Origin of the sequence: Desulfovibrio sp. ZJ369 (assembly GCF_011039085.1) — a bacterium.
Classification (GTDB): domain Bacteria; phylum Desulfobacterota; class Desulfovibrionia; order Desulfovibrionales; family Desulfovibrionaceae; genus Desulfovibrio.
Genome location: NZ_JAAKEI010000008.1, coordinates 87,192 through 107,773, shown reverse-complemented (window position 1 = coordinate 107,773; position 20,582 = coordinate 87,192). Strand labels below are relative to the sequence as shown.

Genomic DNA, 20,582 nt, shown 5'->3' with positions numbered 1-20,582 from the left:
ATTCGGGCAATGGCAGACAGGGACAGACCCATGGTATAAAGCGTGACAGCAAGGGCTTTTTCACTTGCCGGGCGGCCGCGTGGAGTGGTGCGAGTAAATTGAAATCCACAATTCTTGCAGCGATACCGTTGTTTTCCCAGAATCTTTCCGCTTCGATATACCGTGCTGGCATGGCACTTTGGGCAGTCGGGCTTTGCTTCCATGTGTTTCTCCTTTTGGAGGGATATAACATATTTACATTATATTGTTAATACTCTCCGGGGACTTTGTGGGATGGATAATTGAGGGCTAGATTTGTGTATGCTCTGACACACGCGGGCAACGCGGATTGAGGCCATACACAAAGAACGTGCCAGAGCGTAAAAAATGCTCCGGCACGTTCTCATTTATCGTGAAAAAAATTCTCATTTTACGCGACAGCTCACATCAGCCGTAGCAAAAGCGCGCCGTGCTAGCAATTTGTTAGCACCGAACGAAAAAAGCGGTCAGCTTTTTACAGCTAACCGCCTGTAATTCTTTTGGTTGCGGGGGCAGGATTTGAACCTGCGGCCTTCGGGTTATGAGCCCGACGAGCTACCGAGCTGCTCCACCCCGCGCCATGCGCGATATTTCTTATCGCGGAAGAATATATAGGCCCTGGGGCCGCGGCTGTCAAGCGGCGACATGTATTTTCCTGTGGATCGCCTGTTTTTCTCTGGTCCGGCTTCTGTTTTCGCTGAGAGTGTTTTGCTCATGAAATTGGCTAAACGCTCTGGCGACAGCGTTAGAGTATTTTCACTTTAAAAATGCTCTGCTGACGCGAAAGCGGCAGCCGCCGCAACGCGGCGTACATTCAGGCGAAAACCGCGTTTTTCGCCTGAATGGCACCTTTGACTTTCATAAAAAGTCAAAGGTAATCTGCTCTAGCTGGCGTCCGCGCCGGCGGTAGCCGTTAGCAAGCTTTGCTTGCTTGCGCCAGCCGTTGGCGAGTCTGCGAGCCTTACGGATGGCGACAGCGGTTTCGTTGCATGTTTTTTGTGGTAACTAATTGCTGTCTCCATCCGTAGCTTCCTTCGTCGCAACGGCTGAAGCCTGGACGCGAAATGATGGCAGCGAAGTGATTAAAAATGAATATTTTCAATCAAAAAATATTCTAACTGAAAGGGGCGGCAAAGAAGAGCTCAGTAAAATCAGGAAGGAGCTGCCCCTCCCTTGGATGCGGCGCGCCCAGCCTTGCCTGCCCATGCGCAATACGCTATGCTGGGGGAACTACGCCACAGCAAAATCCCACACGCGCAGGCGCGGCCTTTTTTCGCGCCGTCTCACGGCGCGTTGCGCAGCCGTGCCGGAGGGTGCATGTCCCCGTCGTTATCCGCTCCATTCCTGCCCGCAGCGCTCTACGGCGTGATCGGCTGGCCTCTGGGCCAGAGTCTTTCGCCGCTGCTGCACAACACCGGCTTTCAGGCCCTGGGCATCCCGGCCGTTTATCTGCGCTGGGAAATCGCGCCCCAACGCCTGGCCGCTTTCATCGACAGCATGCGGCTGCTGGATATTCAGGGCTGCTCTGTGACCATTCCGCACAAAATGGCCCTCATGCCTCTGCTGGATGAGGTCAGCGAGCAGGCGCGCCTGGCCGGAGCCGCCAATACCGTCTATTGGCGGGACGGACGTTTGTGCGGGGAAAATACGGATGTGGCCGGTTTTCTTGCTCCGCTGGCAGGCCTGCCGCTGGCAGGCATGACTGTGCTGCTGCTGGGCGCGGGCGGCGCGGCCCATGCGGCCGCGGCCGGGCTGGCCGCCGCCGGAACGCGCCAGGTCTGGGTGGCCACGCCCTCGGATCGCTCTCATCTGCCCCTGGCCGAGCGTTTTTCGTTCACGCCTCTGGCCTGGAAGGATCGCCATGAGGCGCCCGCGCAGCTCATTGTCAATGCCACGCCCCTGGGCATGCGCGGCAAGCACGAGACGGAAAGCCCCTATGATTTTTTCGCCAACGTGCCCGGCAGTGTCGCGGATGCGATAGACAGCGCGGGCGGGACTTCCTACTGTGACGGCCGGGATGCGGCTGCGCCCTCAGCGCCGCGGGGCCTGGCCTATGACATTGTTTATAACCCGCTGGAAACCCGCTTTTTGCGTCAGGCCCGCCGGGCCGGCCGGCAGTGCGTCTCCGGTCTGGAAATGTTTTTCGGCCAGGCTGACGCCCAGTTCCGGCTCTGGACCGGCCAGAGCCTGCCCCTGGCGGCACGGCAGGCCCTGGAAGCGGCTCTGGGCAAAGAGGCGGCATGCTGACGCGTGCGGCGCATTTACAGGCATACAGTGCGCGGATTCCTCCCAACTTCTTACCCGTGAGCAGCCCATGCCCCATATTCTGATCCTGCACGGCGTCAACCTGAACATGTTCGGCAGGCGCGATCCCGTGCACTACGGCACTGCCGATCTCAAGGAAATCAACGAGCGCCTTGAGGCCCTGGCCGCAGAGCTGGGCGCAAGGCTGAGCTTTTTTCAGACCAACCATGAAGGCGCAATGGTGGAGCGCATTCACCGGGCTCTGGATGAGGACATCCGGGGCGTGGTGATCAATGCCGGAGCCTGGACCCACTACAGCTACGCCATTGCCGACGCTCTGGCCATGCTCCGGGACAAAAAGCCTCCCACGCCGGTGGTGGAAGTGCATATGTCCAATGTGCACGCCCGCGAGGCCTTCCGGCAGGTGTCCGTGCTTTCCGGGGTTTGCGCGGGCAGCATTGCGGGCTTTGGGGTGCAAAGCTATCTTTTGGGCCTGCGCGCGGCGTGCGATCTGGCGCTAAGCATGCGGGAAGCCGGGAGCGTGTGACCATATTTGACTTTCTCCGGCCGGTAGCTAGATTTTTACTGTATCTTCCTGTAGACAAAAAAATCTTGGCTTTCATCCGTCCACATCTTCAGCCTCTAACCAGAGAGTTGCCATGAACGACGCCATCAACCTGAGCCGGATGCGCGACGCCGCCTTTACGGCGGAAGTGGAGGCGCAAAGCGGCCAAAACGTGTCCACCTGCTACCAGTGCGGCAATTGCACGGCAGGCTGTCCCGCCGGTTTCGCCTATGACCGGCAGGTCAATCAGATCATGCGCGGCGTGCAGCTCGGTCTGAAAGACGAGGTGCTCAACTCGCGCGCCATCTGGATGTGCCTGTCCTGCTCCACCTGTTCCCTGCGCTGCCCCAACAATATCGACGTGGCGGCCGTCATGGAGACGCTGCGGCACATGGCCCGCAAGGAAGGCCGGGTTGCCGTGCCCAAGGTGGAAAAGTTCTGGTTTTCTTTTCTGGATACGGTGCGCGCTTTCGGCAGAACCTATGAGATCGGAACCATGGCCCTGTACATGATGCGTTCCATGCACCTGTTCACGGATCTGGATCTTGCGCCCGAGGCCCTGAAAAAGAAAAAGCTGGGCTTCAAGCCCCACGCCATCCCTGACGGCGGCGCCGCGGCCGTGGCCCGCATTTTCAAACGCTACAAGGAACGCGCCAGACACGAGGGGGTGCGGCCATGAAGTTCGCCTATTATCCCGGCTGCTCGGCCAAGGGCTCCTCGGCGGATTACGAAAAATCCACCCAGGCCGTCTGCGCTGCCCTGGGCATGCGCCTGGAGGAAATCCCCGGCTGGAACTGCTGCGGCTCCACCCCGGCCCATGCCGTGGACACCGAGCTTTCCGCGGCGCTCTGCGCCCGCAATCTGGACATTGCGGCGCGGCAGGAGGCGGAAGTTTTGCTCACGCCCTGCCCAAGCTGCCTTTCCAATTTGCGCCACGCTTCCAAACGCATGGAAGACGCCGCATTCCGCGCGCGCGTGGACGCGCTGCTGGACAATCCCGCGGCCGCGCACTTTCCGCCGGTCACCTCGGTGATGCAGGGCATTGCCGCAAACTGCGACGCGGCCGCCATTGCCGCGCGTGTGCGCAAAAGCCTCAAGGGTCTCAGGCTGGCCGCATATTACGGCTGCCTGATGAGCCGCCCGCCGGAAATCATGGATTTCGGCGATCCTGAAAATCCCACGCTCATGGAAAGCCTGCTGACCGCCTGCGGCGCGGAAATGGTCGATTTTCCGCTCAAGACCGCCTGTTGCGGGGCCTCCTACGGCATTCCCGAACGGGCCATGACCGCGCGCAATTCCGGCCGCATCCTGGAGCTGGCCACGCGCCTGGGCGTGGATGCCGTGGTGGTGGCCTGCCCGCTCTGCCAGATGAATCTGGATTTGCGGCAGGCTCAGGCCTCCAGGGCGGTGGATGCCTTTTTCTGTATGCCCGTGCTCTACTTCACGCAGATGATGGGCCTGGCCTTCGGCTTTGCGCCCGAGCACCTCGGCCTGGAAAAACTCCGCGTGAGCGCCGACGGCCTGATCAACAAGCTGGACGGCCTGCGGCAGGCCGAGGCGCGCGAGGCCGCAGCGCGGGAAGCGAAAACGGCCGCAGCCAAAGCGGCTGAACAGCCGGATCGGGCCGAAGCCGCTGAAGGAGGCAGATCATGAGAATAGGCGTTTTTATCTGCCATTGCGGCAGCAATATCGGCGGCACGGTGGACTGCGCCAGGGTGGCTGAAATGGCCCGCGGCCTGCCGGACGTGGTCTATGCCGACGATCCCATGTATACCTGCGCCGAGCCGGGCCAGGCCGCCATTGAGGCCGCCATCCACGAGCACAGGCTGGACGGCGTGGTCGTGGCCTCCTGCACTCCGCGCATGCACGAGCCCACCTTCCGCCGCACTGTGGAGCGGGCGGGCCTGAACCGCTACATGTTTGAAATGGCCAATATCCGCGAGCATGTCTCCTGGATCGGCAAGGACAAGGAAGCCAATACCAACAAGGCCGCCGAACTGGTGGAAATGGCCGTGGCCAAGCTGCGCAACAACAAGCCGCTGCAGGCCAAATCCTTTGACGTGACCAGAAAGGTGCTGATCATCGGCGGCGGCGTGGCCGGCATTCAGGCCGCCCTGGACTGCGCCGACGGCGGCGTGCCCGTGATTCTGGTGGAGCGCGAGGCCACCATTGGCGGCAAAATGGCCAAGCTGGACAAGACCTTTCCCACGGTGGACTGCTCGGCCTGCATCCTGGGGCCCAAGATGGTGGACGTGGCCCAGCACCCCAACATCACGCTCTACGCCTATTCGGAAGTGGAGGATATTTCCGGCTATGTGGGCAATTTCACGGTCAAGATCCGCAAAAAGGCCACCTATGTGGACTGGAGCAAGTGCACGGGCTGCGGGGCCTGCACCGAAAAATGCCCGAGCAAAAAAACTCCCGACGCCTTCAACGAGTTCACGGGCCTGACCACGGCCATCACCATTGCCTTTCCCCAGGCCATCCCCAAGAAGGCGGTGATCAACGCCGCGCACTGCCGCCAGCTCGTCAAGGGCAAGTGTGGGGTCTGCGCCAAGGTCTGCCCTACCGGGGCCATCCGGTACGACATGCAGGACGAGGTCGTCACTGAGGAGGTGGGTTCCATTGTGGCGGCCACGGGCTATGATCTGATGGACTGGACCATTTACCAGGAGTACGGCGGCGGCCGCTACCCGGACGTGATCACCTCCCTGCAGTACGAGCGCCTGCTTTCCGCATCGGGCCCCACGGGCGGGCACATCCTGCGGCCCTCGGACGGCCGCGAGCCGCAGAAGGTGGTCTTCATCCAGTGCGTGGGCTCGCGTGACAAATCCATCGGCCGCCCCTACTGCTCTGGCTTCTGCTGCATGTACACGGCCAAGCAGGCCGTGCTGACCAGGGACCACATCCCCAATTCCCAGTCCTATGTCTTTTACATGGACATCCGCGCGCCGGGCAAGATGTACGACGAATTCACCCGCCGGGCCATGGAGGAATACGGCACAGAATACATCCGGGGCCGCGTTTCGCAGATTTATCCCGACGGCAACGGCCAGTATGTGGTCATGGGCGTGGACACCCTGCTGGGCGAGCCCGTGGAGATCAGGGCCGACCTGGTGGTTCTGGCCGTGGGCATTGAGGCCAGCGAGGGCTCGCCGCAACTGGCCGAGAAACTGCGCATTTCCTATGACCAGTACGGCTTTTTCATGGAAAGCCATGTGAAGCTCAAGCCCGTGGAGACCAATACCGCCGGGGTCTTTCTGGCAGGCGTCTGCCAGGGGGCCAAGGACATCCCGGCCTCCGTGGCCCAGGGCTCGGCCGCCGCGGCCAAAGTGCTGGCGCTTTTCGCCCGCGACAAGCTGGAGAGCGACCCGCAGATCGCCCAGGTGGACATCCGCCGCTGCGTGGACTGCGGCAAGTGCATCCGCTGCTGCCCCTTCGGAGCCATCAAGGAAGTGGAGATCCGCGGCGAGCAGAAGGCCCAGGTCATTGAGACCGTCTGCCAGGGCTGCGGGCTGTGCACGTCCACCTGTCCGCAGGGCGCCATCCAGCTTTCGCATTCCACCGACAACCAGATTCTTGCGGAGGTGAACGCGCTATGCCAGTGCTGAACGGCAAAGAACTGCGGATTGTGGGTTTTCTCTGCAACTGGTGCTCCTACGGCGGCGCGGACACCGCGGGCGTGGCCCGCGCCGGGCAGCCCACGGATCTCAGGATCATCCGCGTGCCCTGTTCGGGCCGCATCGACCCGCTCTTCATCGTCAAGGCCCTGCTCAACGGCGCGGACGGCGTGCTGGTTTCCGGCTGCCATCCGCGCGACTGCCACTACGCGGCCGGCAACTTCTATGCCCGCCGCCGTCTGGAAGTGCTCAAGCAGTTCCTGCCCGTGCTGGGCATTGACGATCAGCGATTCGAGTACACCTGGGTGTCGGCTTCCGAAGGCCAGCGCTGGCAGCAGGTGGTCACGGTCTTCACGGATCGCATCCACAAGCTGGGCCCTGCGCCCCGCCTGGAAGATTCCGAACCCCTGCTGAAAATCGCGGACATGGCCCTGACCTCCCTGCGCCCCCTGGGCACGGGCCAGCACGTCGCCCTGGACCGGCTCAAGGAAGCCATCAAGGCCAGACTGCCGGAACTTGACTGCGTGATCGGCTGGCAGCAGGGCTATGACGGCGCGCATACCGTGCCCTTGTTCATGCGGACCCCTGAAGACGTGGACAAGCTGGTCTGGGGCCCCTTTAACGTGAACAACCCGGCCGTTTACCTGCCCTCGTTCAAGGGCAGGAAAGTGGGCATCGTGGTCAAGGGCTGCGATTCGCGCTCCGTTGTGGAACTCTTGCAGGAGAATCTGATCCGGCGCGAGGACGTGACCATTTTCGCCCTGCCCTGCGAAGGCACGCTGGACATGGCCCGGGTCAATCAGGAGCTGGGCCGCTACAGCAGGATCGACAATGTGGCTTATGACGAGGCCGGCGTGACTGTCACGGCCGACGGCAAGGAACACCGCTTCTGCATGACCGATTTCGCCCAGGGCAAATGCTACGGCTGCGCCATGCCCCTGGCCACTGTGGCTGACACGCGCATCGGCGAGCCGGTCAAGGTGGCTCCGGGCGCGGTCACCCCGCCGGAGCTGGCCCTGCTCGATTCCATGAGTCTGGAAGAGCGCATGGCCTTCTGGCGCGGCCAGATGGAGCGCTGCCTGCGCTGCTATGCCTGCCGCAACGCCTGCCCCATGTGCGTGTGCCGCGACTTCTGCGTGGCCGAAAGCCGCGATCCGCACTGGATGAGCCAGGATGACAGCACGCGCGAAAAACTCTTTTTCCAGACTGTGCACGCTCTGCATCTGGCCGGGCGCTGCACGGGCTGCGGCGAATGTCAGCGCGCCTGCCCGGTGGGCATCCCCATTCTGGCCCTGCGCCAGCAGATCGCCCGGGCCGTGGGGCAGCTCTTTGACGACTACAAGGCGGGCCTGGACCCGGCCGCCGTGCCGCCGCTGCTCGGCTACGAGCTGGAAGAAAAGAACATCCATGAGAGGGACTGGAAATGAGCATCACCCGCTTTGTCACATCCGACGGCCTGCCCGGCCTTCTGGCCTTCCTCTCGCAAAACGGCCGCCGCGTGCTCGTGCCGGTGGAAAAACCGGCCAACAAGCGCTCGGTGGTTTTCGAGGCCTGGAAGCAGGGCCAGCCCTTCACGCTGGAAAAGGCCACCGTGCCGCCCAAGGCGGCTGTGCTGCCCCAGTGCGAAACCCTGCTGACCTACAAAAAAAGCAAGGATCCGGAAAATCCGGAACGCGTGAGCATCAGTCTGGAGGACGGCATCAAGGCGCAGCCCACGGTGGTCTTTGCCTGCCGGCCCTGCGACGCGCGCGGCTTTGCCGTGCTGGATCGGCCCTATCTGGAAGGCCCCTTTGCCGATCCCTACTACAAGGCGCGCCGCGATCAGCTCACGGTGCTCACGCTGACCTGCGCTTCGGGCTGCAACACCTGTTTCTGCCACTGGGTCGGCGGCGGCCCCACTTCGCTTGAGGGCTCGGACGTGCTCATGACCGAGGTGGAAGGCGGCTATGTGCTTCAGGCTGTGACGCCCGGAGGCGAGGAACTGCTGGCCGCCACGGATCTGCCGGACGGCGCGGAGCGCTTCCCCCAGGCCGAAGAAGCGCGCAAGGCGGCCTGGGCCAGTCTGGAACCCGCGCCCAATATCAAGGACGCGCCGCAAAAACTGGCCGCCCTCTTCAGCAATACGGAGTTCTGGCAGAAGCAGACCGATCGCTGCCTGTCCTGCGGGGCCTGCACCTACTTCTGCCCCACCTGCTATTGCTTCAGCATCACGGACGAGGGCGAGGGCCTGAGCGAAAAGGGCGGCCGCCGCCTGCGCAGTTGGGACAACTGCATGTCCTCCCTGTTCACCCGCGAGGCCAGCGGGCACAACCCGCGCGCGCTCAAGGCCTTTCGTATGCGCAACCGCGTGTCGCACAAGTTCTCCACCTATCCTGAAAACTGGGGGGCTTTCTCCTGCAGCGGTTGCGGCCGCTGCATCAGCAACTGCCCCGTCTGTCTGGACATCCGCGCCATAGTGCTTGCCGCGCTCAACGCCAAACAGGCCACCGCCGAGTAGGAGCAAAACGCATGGCAACCAAGAAAACCTCCGGCAAAACCAAAGCCGCTTCCAAATCCGCTTCCAAGCCTGTTTCCAAACCGGCGGTCACGGGCGCTGCGTCCCAAAAGCAGGCCGTTCCGGCTCCGGCCCGCGAGACACAGCCCGCGCTGCGGCCGGATGCGGAACTGGCAACGCGCGAAGTCCATTCCCCTGTGATCCGGGAGGAAGGCGAGCTGGCCCTCAAGGAAAGCGCGGTCCCGGCCACCGTGGAAACGCCGTCCGCTGCCGCCGGGCCGGCTCCCGCAGCCCAGGCCGTCACCCGTGCCCCGGCCGCGGGCAAGGGCATGCGGCGGGAGATCTCTCCCCGGCCCAAGCCGCAGGGCAATCCCTACAAACCCATGCCCGCCACTGTGGCGGAAGTGATTCAGGAGACGGGCAACATCAAGACCCTGCGCGTGATCCTGGACGATGCCGAGGCCATGCGCTCCTTCAGCTACGAGCCGGGCCAGGTGGGGCAGCTCTCGGTGTTCGGCGCGGGCGAATCCACGTTTGTGATCAACTCCCCGCCCTCGCAAAAGGATTATCTGCAATTCTCGGTCATGCAGGCCGGGGAAGTGACCGCGGCCATTCATCGCCTCTCGCCCGGCGACAAGGTGGGCGTGCGCGCCCCCTTGGGCAATTACTTCCCCTATGAGAGCTGGAAGGGCAAGGATGTCTTTTTTGTGGGCGGCGGCATCGGCATGGCTCCCATCCGCACGATCATGCTGCATCTGCTGGAGCGCAAGGCCGATTACGGCAAAATCAGCCTGCTGTACGGCGCGCGCACGCCCAGGGATATGGCCTTCAGCTATGAGCTGGACGACTGGCTGCGGCGGCCCGACCTGGACTGCACATTGTGCATTGACGCGCCCTCTGAGGGCTGGGAACACAAGGTGGGCCTGATCCCCAACGTGCTGCTGGAGCTGAATCCCGACCCGTCCAACTGCGTGGCCGTGCTCTGCGGGCCGCCGATCATGATCAAGTTCACGGTGCAGGCCCTGGAAAAGCTGCACTTCGCGCCGGAAAACATCGTCACCACCCTGGAAAAACGCATGAAATGCGGCATCGGCATCTGCGGACGCTGCAATATCGGCGGCCGTTACGTCTGTGTGGACGGGCCGGTATTTACCTGGAAGGAATTGCAGGAACTGCCGCCGGAGTTATAGTCCCGTTTCTGTGCATCCATCACGGCCGCCGACCATTTTCGGCGGCCGTTTTTGCTTGCCTGTTGACAGGTGGCGCTGCATGGGTAATGGAAGAACAGTCGCAACGATCCATCCAAGGGAGAAAACATGAAAAGATTGCTTATCCTCTGCTGTCTGATGCTGGCGCTGCCCGCCGGGCTTCAGGCGGCTGACGAAAAAATCGATCCCTCTGCGTTCATCTGCGCGGAACTGCTGGCCATTGCCAGCGCCACAGGCCAGCCGCCCCTCTTCGAGGGCCTGCAAATCGACGGCTATGTCGCCGCGGCGCAGGGCAAAACCATCGCCGACCCGGCCATCATGGCGCCGCTGCTGGAGCAGGCCTATGCCGCCTGCCAGGCCAAGCCCACGGAAAAGGTGATCGCCGTCTGGCAGGCGGCCCGCAAAAATCAGTCTGCATCCGCCGAGAGCCCCTGGCGCGCGGACAAGACAACCTGCAAGGAGTACAGCGCCAATGAGGACGACGGCAGCGGCTTTGTGATCTGGCTGGATGGGTATAACCGCCAGCAGAGCGGCAAGCCCGGCTCGGTGCTGGAGAGCAATGAGACGCTCAAGGCCTATCTGGACGCCTGCTCCAAAAAGCCCGATGCCCTGATGATCGACGTGATGCGCGAAAGCGTAAAATAGAGCATTTTCAAAGAGAAAATGCTCTAAACGCTCTAAAAGCGCCGCAGCACCAGATCCTCAAGCGCGCGTTTGGGCACATGGTGAACGCCTTCGGCGTCGCGCCAATACGTCACTGATCCGTCTGCGGGCATGGGGGCCACGACGCGTTTTTCCCTGGCAACGCCCAGGCCCAGAACCAGGGCTATTTTCAGCCCTTGGGGCACGCCGAGCAAAGCGGGAGCGGCCTGGTGATCAAAGGACTGGATCATGCAACAGCCCCAGCCCCGGCCGGCGGCGGCCAATTGAATGGTCTGGGCGGCAATCCCCACGTCAAAGCAGGTCAGCTCCTTGCCGGTCTGCGGCATCAAAATAGCGATAAAGGCGGTGGGGCGCTCGCCGGGATGCGGACCTCCCCAGTCCTTGAGGGCCCCGGCCCAGCGGGTCAGGCTGAATAGCCTTTGGCACATGTCGCCCGGGCCCACCAGGATAAAGCGAAGCTCCTGGGCATTTTTGGCTGAGGGCGCAAGCCGCGCGCAATCCGTCAGCCAGTCGAGATCCGCCAGGCGTAAGGGCGCGTCTTCCTCAAAACGGCGGCAGGTGCGGGCCGCCTCCACATAGTGCTTGAAATCCATATTCCCTCCTTTCTGAAGGCAGAGAGCGTTTTGCTCATTTCATGAGCAAAACGCTCTAAAATCAGCCAGACGCTCTACACCGTGGCAAGCAAAAACCACAACTGGCCCAACTCAATGGCAGCGCCCAGAAAATCGCCGGAAAGGCCGCCGTGTGCGCGCGCGAGGCGGGCCAGACGGCGCGTGAGCCAGCATTGCCCGGCCAGCAGGGCCAGACCCTGCCAGAAGCCGAGCCCGAACGCGAACAGGACAAGGATCGACAGCACGGCGGCGAGCGCGTACGCGCGTGAAAGTGCGGGGTTTGCCCCGGCGCAGGCCAGGCCGCCCAGGGAGGCGCTTTCACGAGCGGGCGCGGACGCCGCAAGCCACACAGCGCAGGCCCGGCCCCAGGCCGGAGCCAGCGCCAGAGCCAGCCAGTGCCCGCCCGCCAGATGCCAGGCCAGAGCGACCCAATGACCACTGAAAACCAGCAAGAGACTCAGCGCGCCAAAGGCTCCCAAGCGGCTGTCGCGCAGAATTTCCCAAAAACGCGCTCCTTGCGCGCCGCTGCCGCAGGCGTCGCCCAGATCCGCCACACCGTCCCAATGCAGGCCGCGCGTACACCAGAGTTCCAGTCCCAGCCAGAGCCAGGCCGCCGCCAGGGCGCCCAGCGTGTGCGCCACGGGGCCTGTGCCCAGGGAAGAGAAAAAAGTCAGCGCCAGAGCGGCCGCCAAGGCAAAAAGGCAACCCAGAACCAGGCCCGCCGCGGCGAACCAGGGCACGCACGCGATCAGAGAGGCGTCCGTAAAACTGCGGGGCGGCGCAAGGCGGCTCAAAAAAGCCAGGGCATCCAGAAAATGCGCGAGCCTGCCTGTGACGGCCCCGGCCATTCGGTTTGGCGGCAAAGGTGTTGCGTATCGTCTCATATCTGATGCCGTCCGGGGCCGGGAACAGTCTCTCGGAGTATTTTCTGCTTGCGCAAAGGCAAGAACGCTTGGGCTGAAGGCGAGCGCGCCCGTCCTTGTTGCGGACTCCGGCCACACAAGCCTGCGTGCCGTGCTTTGCAAGCAGCTATAGAGCATTTTGCTACTGAAATTAGCTAAACGCTCTACTATTCAGATGCGTCTGCGCTGGAGGCGAAAAGCGGCGGCCCGGCCTTGCCTGGGCCGAGAGGCGGCAAGGCTGCCAAAGCGCGCCGCAGGGGAATTTCAGCGGGTTTGAGTATGGTTGAAAGCCAGGGCATAGAGATGGTGAAAAAAATCCACATACTCCACATGAACCCGTTCAGGCACTTTAATGCGGGCAGGCGCGAAATTCAGGATCGATGTCAGCCCCGCGTCCATCAGGTGTTGGGCGGCGCGTTGCGCGCGTTCCGGCGGGGTGGTGATGATCCCGATCTCAATGCCCAGTTCCGCCACCATGCCTTTGAGATCTTTCGTGCAATGCACTTCAAGGCCGTGAACAATTTCACCGATTTTGAAGGGATCGCAGTCGAAGATGCCCACAATATTGAAGCCGCGGGCGCGGAATTCCCCGTGGTTCAAAATGGCCTTGCCCAGGTTGCCCACGCCGATCAGCGCCATGCGCCATTCGCGGTCCACGCCGAGGGAAGCGGTGATGGCAGCGATCAACGAGGTCACATGATAGCCCACGCCACGGATGCCGAATTCGCCGAAGTAGGCAAGATCTTTGCGGACTTGCGAGCCGTTGACCCCGCAGGCTTCGGCCAGGGGATTGGAGGAAATGACCTCCACTTCGTCGCGGGCAAAATTCTCAAGCACCTGCACATAGGTGGCAAGTCGCTGGATTGTGGCGCGGGGGATGTGCTTGCTTTTGGGCTGGTTAGCCATAAGGATACCTTGCGCTTCGGCGGATGACCAAAAGCGAAATTATGTGAAAGTAGAGTTTTTAACAGCATACTGGAAAAGCGACGCTCTCGCAAGAGGGAGCCGTGGGCACGGCAGGGAAGATGCAGCGTATGCCTTAGAGCGTAGCTAGAGCAGATTACCTTTGACTTTTTATGAAAGTCAAAGGTGGCATTCAGGCGAAAAACGCGGTTTTCGCCTGAATGTACGCCGCGTTGTGGCGGCTGCCGCTTTCGCGTCAGCAGAGCATTTTCAAAGTGAAAATGCTCTAATTTCATTAGAAAAACGCTCTAGCGCTTGAGCTCCATGGCCTTTTGCAGCATCTGATCCGCTGTGGTCACGACCTTGCTGTTGGACTGGAAGCCGCGCTGGGTGACGATCATGTTGACCATCTCCGTGGCCATGTCCACATTGGAGGTTTCAATATTGTAGGCGACCACGGCGCCATAGTTTTCCGTGCCGGCCACGCCCATTTCCATGGCCCCGGTCTCGGGCCCGGCGGAAAAAAGATTGTTGCCTTCCCTGCGCAGGCCATCCTCGCTGGTGAAACGGCAGACCGGGATCTGCCAGAGGTTCTGATTCTGGCCGTTGGAAAAGCGCCCTTCCACAGTGCCGTCGGCCAGAATGCTGATCCTGTTCAGCAAGCCCTCGCCGTAGCCGTTCTGCCGGGAAAGAACCGTGGTGGACGCGCCTGCGCTGCTGAACACGGTGGCGTCAGCGGCGCGCGCGGCTCCTTCGCCCAGGGAGGGCAGCAGATTTTGATTGACGCCCACGTCCGCGGCCGAAGCCGGAGCATTTTGCCAGCCCCCGGCCGCGCTGATGCCGAAATTAACGGTCATGGCCGCCCCGTTCAGGGTCATCTGGGGCAAGCCCCCGGACAGGGGTGCAGGCGTCCAGTCCGCAAGATTCTTGCTGCCCTCCGTGTTCGGGGTAAAGGCTGACATGTCCGTAAGCTCGCCCTTGCTGTTGAAATTCAGGGTTCCGCTCATGAGCAGCCCCTGCCCGGCGGGCGGCGTCGTGCCGTCCTCGGCCGCGGCGGCTTTGGTGGCGATCACATATTCCACCACCGACCCCGGACCTGTGTTGGGAGCTTTGTCGAAATAGATCGTGGCCTGTTGCGTGCCGCCTTCAGCTCCGTAGAGCGTGATGTCCTGCGAATAGCCGTAGGTCCCGGAGGCAAGTGGGGGGGCTGCCGTGGCGTCGTACGCGCCGAGCAGGCTGAAATAGGGGCTGGCGGGATCCTCGCTCCTATTGGCGTCAAGCCCCAGCGTGAAGCGCATATCCACCTGACTGGTGGCTTTGGCGGGCATTGTGGCGAATTTGTCGATTTGGACCTGCTGCAAGCCGCCCAGGCTGCCGTCCTCATTATATTTGTAGCCGTTGAGGGCCAGGCCCGCGGGCGTGCGCAGCACGCCCTGGTTGTCGGGACGGAAATTGCCCGCGCGGGTATAAAAAAGATCCACGCCGTCCGTCACCTGGAAAAAGCCCTTGCCGTTGAGAGCCATATCCGTGACAGTATTGCTGGATTCCATGCCGCCTTGCCTGAAGAGCGTGCGCACGCTGTCCACCTGCACGCCCTTGCCGGTCTGGCCCAGGGCCACGCGCGAATCTTCCTGCGCGTTCCACCACTCGCCCATGCCGGCCTGACTGGTGTAAATCAGATCCGAGAACAGGATGTCCTGCTGCTTGTAGCCGATGGTACTGACATTGGCGACGTTGTTGGTGATGACCTGCATGCCCTTGCTCAGGGCCTTCATGCCCACGGCGCCGATAAAGAGTGCCGAATTCACGCTGCTGCCTCCCGAAAAAAAACGGGCAAAGGGAAAAAACTTCCTCTTTGCCCCAAATAAGCAGTATTCATGCCAGGCGCCTGCGTCTGCCCGCGCCTTTTTCCGGAGCCGGATCACAGCCCGACGCGGGATAGAGGCAGGATCCGCCCCTGCAAATCCTGCCGCCATCCCGCATCGGAACGTGGAACCGCCTGCGCGGCGAGAGGCAGAAAACGCAGCGCGCCGCAGCTTATTTTTCCAAAGGCAGACCGGCCTTTTGCCAGGCTTCAATGCCCTCACTCATATGCAGAATATGGGCCGCTCCGGCTTTGCTCATAGCCTCATACGCTCCGGCCGAACGCTGCCCGGCGCGGCAATAGAGCAGCACTGGCCGGTCTTTGGGCATGGCCTCCAGCTGGAGGTCAAAACGGCCGCCGAAAAAATCCATATTCTGCGCGCCGGGCAGATGCCCCTGCCGAAACTCTCCGGGTGTGCGCACATCAATGATTATCAGGCCCGCGGGCGGGGATTTGAGAAGCGCCGCCGCCTCCTGCACGCTGACGTCTCTGGCCGAAGCGTCCGTTGCCGGAAAGAGCAGACAGAGCAGAACCGCAAGCCCCGCCAGGGCGCGCAAAGGCGCGACAGACAGCCGCGAATACAAAGCACGCATGGTTTCTCTCCGTTGGGATATATGCTGTGAGAGCGCTTTGCTACTGAAATGAGCAAAACGCTCTAGTTGCAGGCCGCGCGGGCCCTGGCAAAACCGTCGGCCGCGTTGCGTATTACCCGTTCCTCCACACAGAAGGCCAGCCGGAAGTAGCCGGGGCAGCCAAAGCCCGATCCGGGCACGGCCAGCACGCGTTCTTCCAGAAGCGCGTTGACAAAAGCCACGTCGTCGCCGCCCGGGGCTTTGGGGAAGAAATAAAACGCTCCGGCAGGCATCTGAAATTCATAGCCCGCATTTTTGAGCACCTCGCCCATGGCAGCGCGCCGGGCCGCGTAAATCGACAAATCCACCTGACTGCCCAGGGCCGCGGCCATGAGATGCTGGCCCACCACCGGCGGGTTCACAAAGCCCAGGATGCGGTTGGCGAGGGTCAGACCGGCCATGAGCTCGGCTTTTTCCTGCAAACGGGGGGAGAGGGCCACATAGCCCACGCGCTCGCCGGGCAGGGACATGTTTTTGGAAAAGGAGCTGATGACTACGGCATAGGGATAGAGCGGCAGCACTGAGGGCACTTCGGCCCCGTCATAGGCCAGAAAGCGGTAGGGTTCGTCGGCCACGAGCCAGATGGGCCGCCCGTATTCCTGACTTTTGTTCTCCAGCAGATTGGCCAGCGCAATGAGATCCTTGCGGCTGTAAATCACGCCCGTGGGGTTGTGCGGCGAGTTGATCAGCACCACCCGCGTTTTCTCGGTAAGGGCTTCTTCCAGAGCGCTGAGATCCGGGGCAAAGGTATCCTTTTTGCTCATGACGGCCTTGAAGGAGCCGCCGTGATTGGCCACATAAAAGCCGTATTCCACAAAGTAGGGCGCGAAACTAATCATTTCCTCGCCGGGATTGAGCACGGCGCGCAAAAAGGCGTTCAGCCCTCCGGCCGCGCCGCAGCTCAGGAGCACGTCGTCGGCGGTGAGCCTGACGCCCTGCTCCGCGCTGAGGTGGGCAGCCAGTTTTTCGCGGGCCCATGGATAGCCGCCGTTCGGCATGTAGCCGAAGGCAAAGGGCTCTTCCGCGTGCTCGGCGAAGGCGCGCAACCCTCTGGCCACAGCGGCGGGCGCGGGCAAATCGGGGTTGCCCAGGCTGAAGTCATAGACGTTTTCCGCGCCGAAGCGCGCTTTGAGCTGACCGCCGGCCTCGAACATGCGGCGGATCCAGGAAGCATTCCCCAGATACCCGCTCACGCTGTCGGCAAGAATTGACATAAACGACTCCTGATGGTTGTTGTCTTAGCCATGACTATTGGTTATACCTTTCAAAAGCTGAAGAAAGCAATTGCTCATGGAGGCCTCAGATGTTTTTACGCATATCCTGTGGAGCCGCAAGGGCCATGCTGCCTGTGCTTCTGGCGGCTCTGCTTTTGTCTGCCTGTGCCGCAAAGGACGATGCCGACGGCGCGCAAGACGGCATGACCATATCCGTAAGCCTGCGCGATGTACACCGTTGCTCGCGCATCTCGCCTGAGATCCAGCTCTCCGGCATTCCTGCGGGCACGACATATTTTGACGTGCGTCTCGTGGAATACGGGGATCAGGAGAACTTCTTCGGCGGCGGCTCCTGGCCCAATGACGGCACAAGCACCATTCCGGAAGGCGGCCTGACCAGGCACTACCGCGGCCCCTGCCCGCCCGCCGGGCAGAGCCGGAATTACGCCTTTGTGGTCTCGGCCATGGGCGGCCGCGATATTCAGCCCCTGGCCGTGCGCTTGTATCGTTTCACACAGGAATAGAGCGTTTTGCTCATGAAATGAGCTGAACGCTCTGGCGACAGCGTTAGCTGGCGCCCGCGCCGAATGAGCGTCCAGACCGCGTTCTGGACGCGAAATGATGGCAGCGCAGTGATTGAAAATGGATATTTTCAATCAAAGAATGCTCTGGAGCCTGTTTTTTGGGGGCGTCGGCGCATTTCGGCATAATCTGCCGCAATGACCGGGAGGGCGCGGGGGAATCCACGTTCACAGCCCCTGCGCCTTCCCGGCTCCGTAACGCGCAAGCCAGGCGTTGAGCAGATCGGCCAGCGCCATGTCGCCCCCGGCATACGCTCTGCGGCGGGCCTCCCGCACCTGGGGCCGGTAGCGATCGGCATTGTCTTCCGCCTCCGTCTGCACGTTGCGGATCAAGGACGGCAGGACGTCGTGCCAGCCCTCCTTGCGGGCCAGCCGCAAAACCCGGCTCTGGATCGCAACCTGGGGGAAAAAGCGCAGGGCCGCCATGCCCGCAGCCAGGGCCGCGGTTCTTTGCCCCTGTTCTTCCAGCCGTTGCATCAGCAGCAAACGGCCGCCGAGCCACAGCGGCTCCTGCTCCAGCAGGGCCCGGCAGGCGGCTTCGTCAAACTCCCTGCCCGCGCAGGCGGCGTTCAACTCCTGTTCCCGGCTCTCGCTCAGCGCCGTCCAGCAGGAGAGCGAAGGCCCGATGCACATACGGTACTTGTCAAGCGCCGCCAGATAGTGCAGATCCGGGCGCAGGCTTTGCCCCCAGCGCCGCAGAAGCAGGCCGCCGTTTTGCGTGTCGCGCGCAAAGCGGCCGGGCGTCTGGCTGGCATGATGATACACTACGCTTTGTCCGGCCACGGCCACTTTGAGCCCCTTGTGGCGCAGGCTGCAACAGAGGTCCAGATCTTCAAAGCCGTTGATATATTCCTCGCAAAAGCCGCCGCAATCCTGAAAAACCGTTCGCCGCAGCATCATGGCCGCGCCGGTGATGGCCTGCAATGGCCGCGCCTTGCGGGGCACGGGATGATCGCCTGGAAAGTGCTCGTAAAGATGCCCCACGCGCAGAAAAGGCGTAAGATAAATGCCGCAGTGCTGCACAGTGCCGTCGGGATAGAGCAGCAGGGGTCCGGCCGCGCCCAGAGCGGGATCGTCAAAAAGCCGGATCAGGGGGTCAAGCCAACCCGGGGTCAGGGTGGTGTCATTATTCAGAAAAAAGAGCAGATCCGCCGTGGCGACGCGGGCCCCGGCATTGCAGGCTTTGGCAAAGCCCAGATTTTCTGGCAGGCGCACCCGGCGGAAGGCCCCGCCCCAGAGAGCCCGGCCCAACGGCTCCAGTTCGGTCAGCGTGGCGTCGTCGGAGCCGTTGTCCACCGCCAGCACTTCCACCAAGCCCGCGGGCGTGTGCCCGGCCAGGGATTGCAGACATGCCGCGGTCATCTTCCAGAGATTCCAGACCGGGATAATCACGGAAACGCGCGCTGTCTCACTCAAGGCGGCTCCCTCCCCGTGCGGCTGCCTGTTCCTCCCTGAAACGCCGGGCCGCAAGCACGAAGTTAGGAGCCCAGCAGGGCGTTGCCGGAGCAAAAATATGCGTGTAGCCGGCCCAGACGCGCTTATGGATCAGGGCGTCGCGGCACCGTCCCGCCATCTGGCCCATGCCTTTGCCGCGCTCCAGATCCAGGGCGCAGAGCGGGGCTTCTCCGCTCCAGTGGCAGCGCGAGTAATGAAACTCATGTCCGCGCACTTCCAGACCTTGAGGGAAATACGGGTTCTCCCGCGTCACCCTGCCGCGCACATAGCCCAGGCCCTGCGGTTTGGGGCAAAAGCAGGCTGTGACCGGAAAAACGCCGCTCATGGGCCAGAGTCTCCCTTCGCGTTCAATGCCTTGGGCCAGAAGCATGAAACCGCCGCACTCGGCATAAACGGGCGCGCCTGCGTTGGCGAGGCCGCGCAGCGCGGTCAGATGCCGGGAGCGGCTCAACTCCGGCGCGCTGTCTTCGGGAAAGCCGCCTCCGAGGTAGAGGCCGTCCAGTTCGGGCCAGGGCGCGCTGTGATCCAGCAGGGAAAGACACAGCAGTTCGGCCCCTGCGCGGGAAAGGGCCTCCAGATTTTCCTGATAGTAAAACCAGAGCGCCGCGTCGCGCACATAGCCGATGCGCGGCCCGGCTGTCGCGGCAGCGGCGGCCGCGTGCCGCGACGTTTGCGCAGCCGTTGCCGCGGCGCTGGTCAGTGCGCTGCTTTCATTGTGCGGTCTTGCCGCGTGCAGGGACGCGGCCGCCCCGGCCTCTTGTCCGGGCCAGAAAGGCCCTTCCACCGTCAGCGGCGGGGCCGCCCGGGCCGCGGCCAGCACGGCCGCAAGATCCACATGCGCGCGCGCCAGATCCGCGAGGCTGTCCAGGATGCGCCCGGCATCCTCAGCCAGGGTCTCTCCCCGGCAGGCAATGCCCATATGCCGTTCCGGCAGGGGATTTTCCGGCAGGCGCGGCACTGCGCCCAGCACGGGCAGATCCGTGTATTGCTCCAGCGCGCGGCGCACCGCGCTTTCATGCCGGGACGATCCCAGTTGATTGAGCACCACGCCGCAGAAGGAAAGACCCGGCTCGAAATGGAGCATGCCCTGTACCAGCGCGGCGGCCGTGCGGGTCATCTTGGTGCAGTCCAGGCTGAGCAGGATCGGGCAGGCCAGAATCCGCGCAAGTTCCGCCGTGGAGCAGGAACCCGCCGCGTCCAGCCCGTCGAAAAGGCCCCGGTTGCCTTCCACCAGGGCCAGAGGCAGGGCCGCGCCGTCCGCGCCCGTCTGACGCGCGGCCCGGACAGCCGCGACCGCATGCGCGAACAGCGCGCGCAAGCGCGGCGGCGGCAGAAAGTACGGGTCCAGATTGGTGGCCGGGCATTGCGCAGCCAGGGACAGCCAGGCCGCATCAATATAATCCGGCCCTTTCTTGAAAGGTTTGACGGCCACGCCCATGCCCGCCAGGGCCCGCGCCAGCCCCAGAGACAACAGGGTCTTGCCGCCGCCGCCGGACAAGGCGGACACGCAAAGCCGGGGCACATTGACGGAGGCCGGCAAGGGCGAAGGAGCACAGCGGGGATTGTCCATAGCGATACCTTGAACGCGGCTGGCATGATCGGCAACGC

Annotated in this window: 19 protein-coding genes and 1 tRNA gene; 10 read left to right on the top strand and 10 right to left on the bottom strand. The window is 62.7% G+C overall.

Translation table 11 applies throughout. The annotated features are described in order from the left end of the window. Both G7Y51_RS04540 and G7Y51_RS04535 read right to left on the bottom strand, forming a co-directional pair. A partial coding sequence (locus tag G7Y51_RS04540) for an IS1 family transposase (protein ID WP_165175190.1) occupies positions 1–203 on the bottom strand: 203 nt, incomplete at its 3' end. Positions 204–519: 316 nt separating this feature from the next. Next, positions 520–596, bottom strand: a tRNA-Met gene (locus tag G7Y51_RS04535). 739 nt (positions 597–1,335) lie between these two features. On the opposite strand from G7Y51_RS04535, the gene G7Y51_RS04530 reads away from it, so the two are divergent. The 9 genes from G7Y51_RS04530 to G7Y51_RS04490 all read left to right on the top strand — a co-directional run bounded on the left by G7Y51_RS04530 (position 1,336) and on the right by G7Y51_RS04490 (position 10,794). Beyond that, positions 1,336–2,265: a shikimate dehydrogenase gene (locus tag G7Y51_RS04530; RefSeq protein ID WP_165175189.1), complete on the top strand. Its 930-nt coding sequence runs from the start codon at positions 1,336–1,338 to the stop codon at positions 2,263–2,265. Positions 2,266–2,332: 67 nt separating this feature from the next. Then, positions 2,333–2,809 (top strand): type II 3-dehydroquinate dehydratase, encoded by a 477-nt coding sequence (aroQ, locus tag G7Y51_RS04525; protein WP_165175188.1) that lies wholly within the window; start codon positions 2,333–2,335, stop codon positions 2,807–2,809. Between the two features lie 112 nt (positions 2,810–2,921). Then, positions 2,922–3,506, top strand: coding sequence for a 4Fe-4S dicluster domain-containing protein (locus G7Y51_RS04520; protein WP_165175187.1), 585 nt, complete (start codon positions 2,922–2,924; stop codon positions 3,504–3,506). Continuing rightward, the gene (locus G7Y51_RS04515; protein ID WP_165175186.1) at positions 3,503–4,480 is read left to right on the top strand and encodes a CoB--CoM heterodisulfide reductase iron-sulfur subunit B family protein; all 978 of its coding nucleotides are present in this window, start codon (positions 3,503–3,505) and stop codon (positions 4,478–4,480) included. Before G7Y51_RS04520 ends, G7Y51_RS04515 begins: the two co-directional genes overlap by 4 nt. Beyond that, on the top strand, positions 4,477–6,438 hold the full coding sequence (locus tag G7Y51_RS04510) for a CoB--CoM heterodisulfide reductase iron-sulfur subunit A family protein (protein WP_165175185.1): 1,962 nt from the start codon (positions 4,477–4,479) through the stop codon (positions 6,436–6,438). The genes G7Y51_RS04515 and G7Y51_RS04510 overlap by 4 nt, the downstream gene beginning before the upstream one ends. Beyond that, entirely contained in the window at positions 6,426–7,874 is a 1,449-nt protein-coding gene (locus G7Y51_RS04505; protein WP_165175184.1) for a hydrogenase iron-sulfur subunit, read from the top strand. The genes G7Y51_RS04510 and G7Y51_RS04505 overlap by 13 nt, the downstream gene beginning before the upstream one ends. Further along, positions 7,871–8,944 carry a 4Fe-4S dicluster domain-containing protein gene (locus G7Y51_RS04500; RefSeq protein WP_165175183.1) on the top strand — a complete coding sequence of 358 codons (1,074 nt, stop codon included), beginning with the start codon at positions 7,871–7,873 and terminating at the stop codon, positions 8,942–8,944. Before G7Y51_RS04505 ends, G7Y51_RS04500 begins: the two co-directional genes overlap by 4 nt. A gap of 326 nt (positions 8,945–9,270) precedes the next feature. Further along, the gene (locus G7Y51_RS04495; RefSeq protein WP_165175195.1) at positions 9,271–10,131 is read left to right on the top strand and encodes an FAD/NAD(P)-binding protein; all 861 of its coding nucleotides are present in this window, start codon (positions 9,271–9,273) and stop codon (positions 10,129–10,131) included. A 126-nt stretch (positions 10,132–10,257) separates the two neighbouring features. Further along, positions 10,258–10,794, top strand: a complete 537-nt coding sequence (locus G7Y51_RS04490) for an HdeA/HdeB family chaperone (RefSeq protein ID WP_165175182.1) — start codon at positions 10,258–10,260, stop codon at positions 10,792–10,794. Between the two features lie 32 nt (positions 10,795–10,826). On the opposite strand, the gene G7Y51_RS04485 is transcribed toward G7Y51_RS04490, so the two are convergent. From G7Y51_RS04485 to G7Y51_RS04460, 6 genes are all read right to left on the bottom strand, one after another. Further along, on the bottom strand, positions 10,827–11,405 hold the full coding sequence (locus G7Y51_RS04485) for a nitroreductase family protein (RefSeq protein ID WP_165175181.1): 579 nt from the start codon (positions 11,403–11,405) through the stop codon (positions 10,827–10,829). A gap of 74 nt (positions 11,406–11,479) precedes the next feature. Further along, a complete protein-coding gene (locus tag G7Y51_RS04480) occupies positions 11,480–12,307 on the bottom strand; it encodes an adenosylcobinamide-GDP ribazoletransferase (RefSeq protein WP_241160130.1) in 828 nt (275 codons plus the stop codon). Between the two features lie 282 nt (positions 12,308–12,589). Then, entirely contained in the window at positions 12,590–13,231 is a 642-nt protein-coding gene (locus G7Y51_RS04475) for a redox-sensing transcriptional repressor Rex (RefSeq protein ID WP_165175179.1), read from the bottom strand. Positions 13,232–13,536: 305 nt separating this feature from the next. Beyond that, on the bottom strand, positions 13,537–15,036 hold the full coding sequence (locus tag G7Y51_RS04470; RefSeq protein WP_165175178.1) for a flagellar hook-basal body complex protein: 1,500 nt from the start codon (positions 15,034–15,036) through the stop codon (positions 13,537–13,539). Between the two features lie 229 nt (positions 15,037–15,265). Then, the gene (locus tag G7Y51_RS04465) at positions 15,266–15,685 is read right to left on the bottom strand and encodes a rhodanese-like domain-containing protein (RefSeq protein WP_165175177.1); all 420 of its coding nucleotides are present in this window, start codon (positions 15,683–15,685) and stop codon (positions 15,266–15,268) included. Positions 15,686–15,747: 62 nt separating this feature from the next. Then, positions 15,748–16,938 (bottom strand): pyridoxal phosphate-dependent aminotransferase, encoded by a 1,191-nt coding sequence (locus G7Y51_RS04460; protein ID WP_165175176.1) that lies wholly within the window; start codon positions 16,936–16,938, stop codon positions 15,748–15,750. A gap of 89 nt (positions 16,939–17,027) precedes the next feature. On the opposite strand from G7Y51_RS04460, the gene G7Y51_RS04455 reads away from it, so the two are divergent. Continuing rightward, on the top strand, positions 17,028–17,462 hold the full coding sequence (locus G7Y51_RS04455) for an MbtF (RefSeq protein WP_165175175.1): 435 nt from the start codon (positions 17,028–17,030) through the stop codon (positions 17,460–17,462). 225 nt (positions 17,463–17,687) lie between these two features. On the opposite strand, the gene G7Y51_RS04450 is transcribed toward G7Y51_RS04455, so the two are convergent. Continuing rightward, positions 17,688–18,935 carry a glycosyltransferase family 2 protein gene (locus G7Y51_RS04450; RefSeq protein ID WP_241160129.1) on the bottom strand — a complete coding sequence of 416 codons (1,248 nt, stop codon included), beginning with the start codon at positions 18,933–18,935 and terminating at the stop codon, positions 17,688–17,690. Beyond that, positions 18,928–20,544: a cobyrinate a,c-diamide synthase gene (locus G7Y51_RS04445; RefSeq protein ID WP_165175174.1), complete on the bottom strand. Its 1,617-nt coding sequence runs from the start codon at positions 20,542–20,544 to the stop codon at positions 18,928–18,930. Before G7Y51_RS04445 ends, G7Y51_RS04450 begins: the two co-directional genes overlap by 8 nt. Between the last annotated feature and the right edge of the window lie 38 nt (positions 20,545–20,582).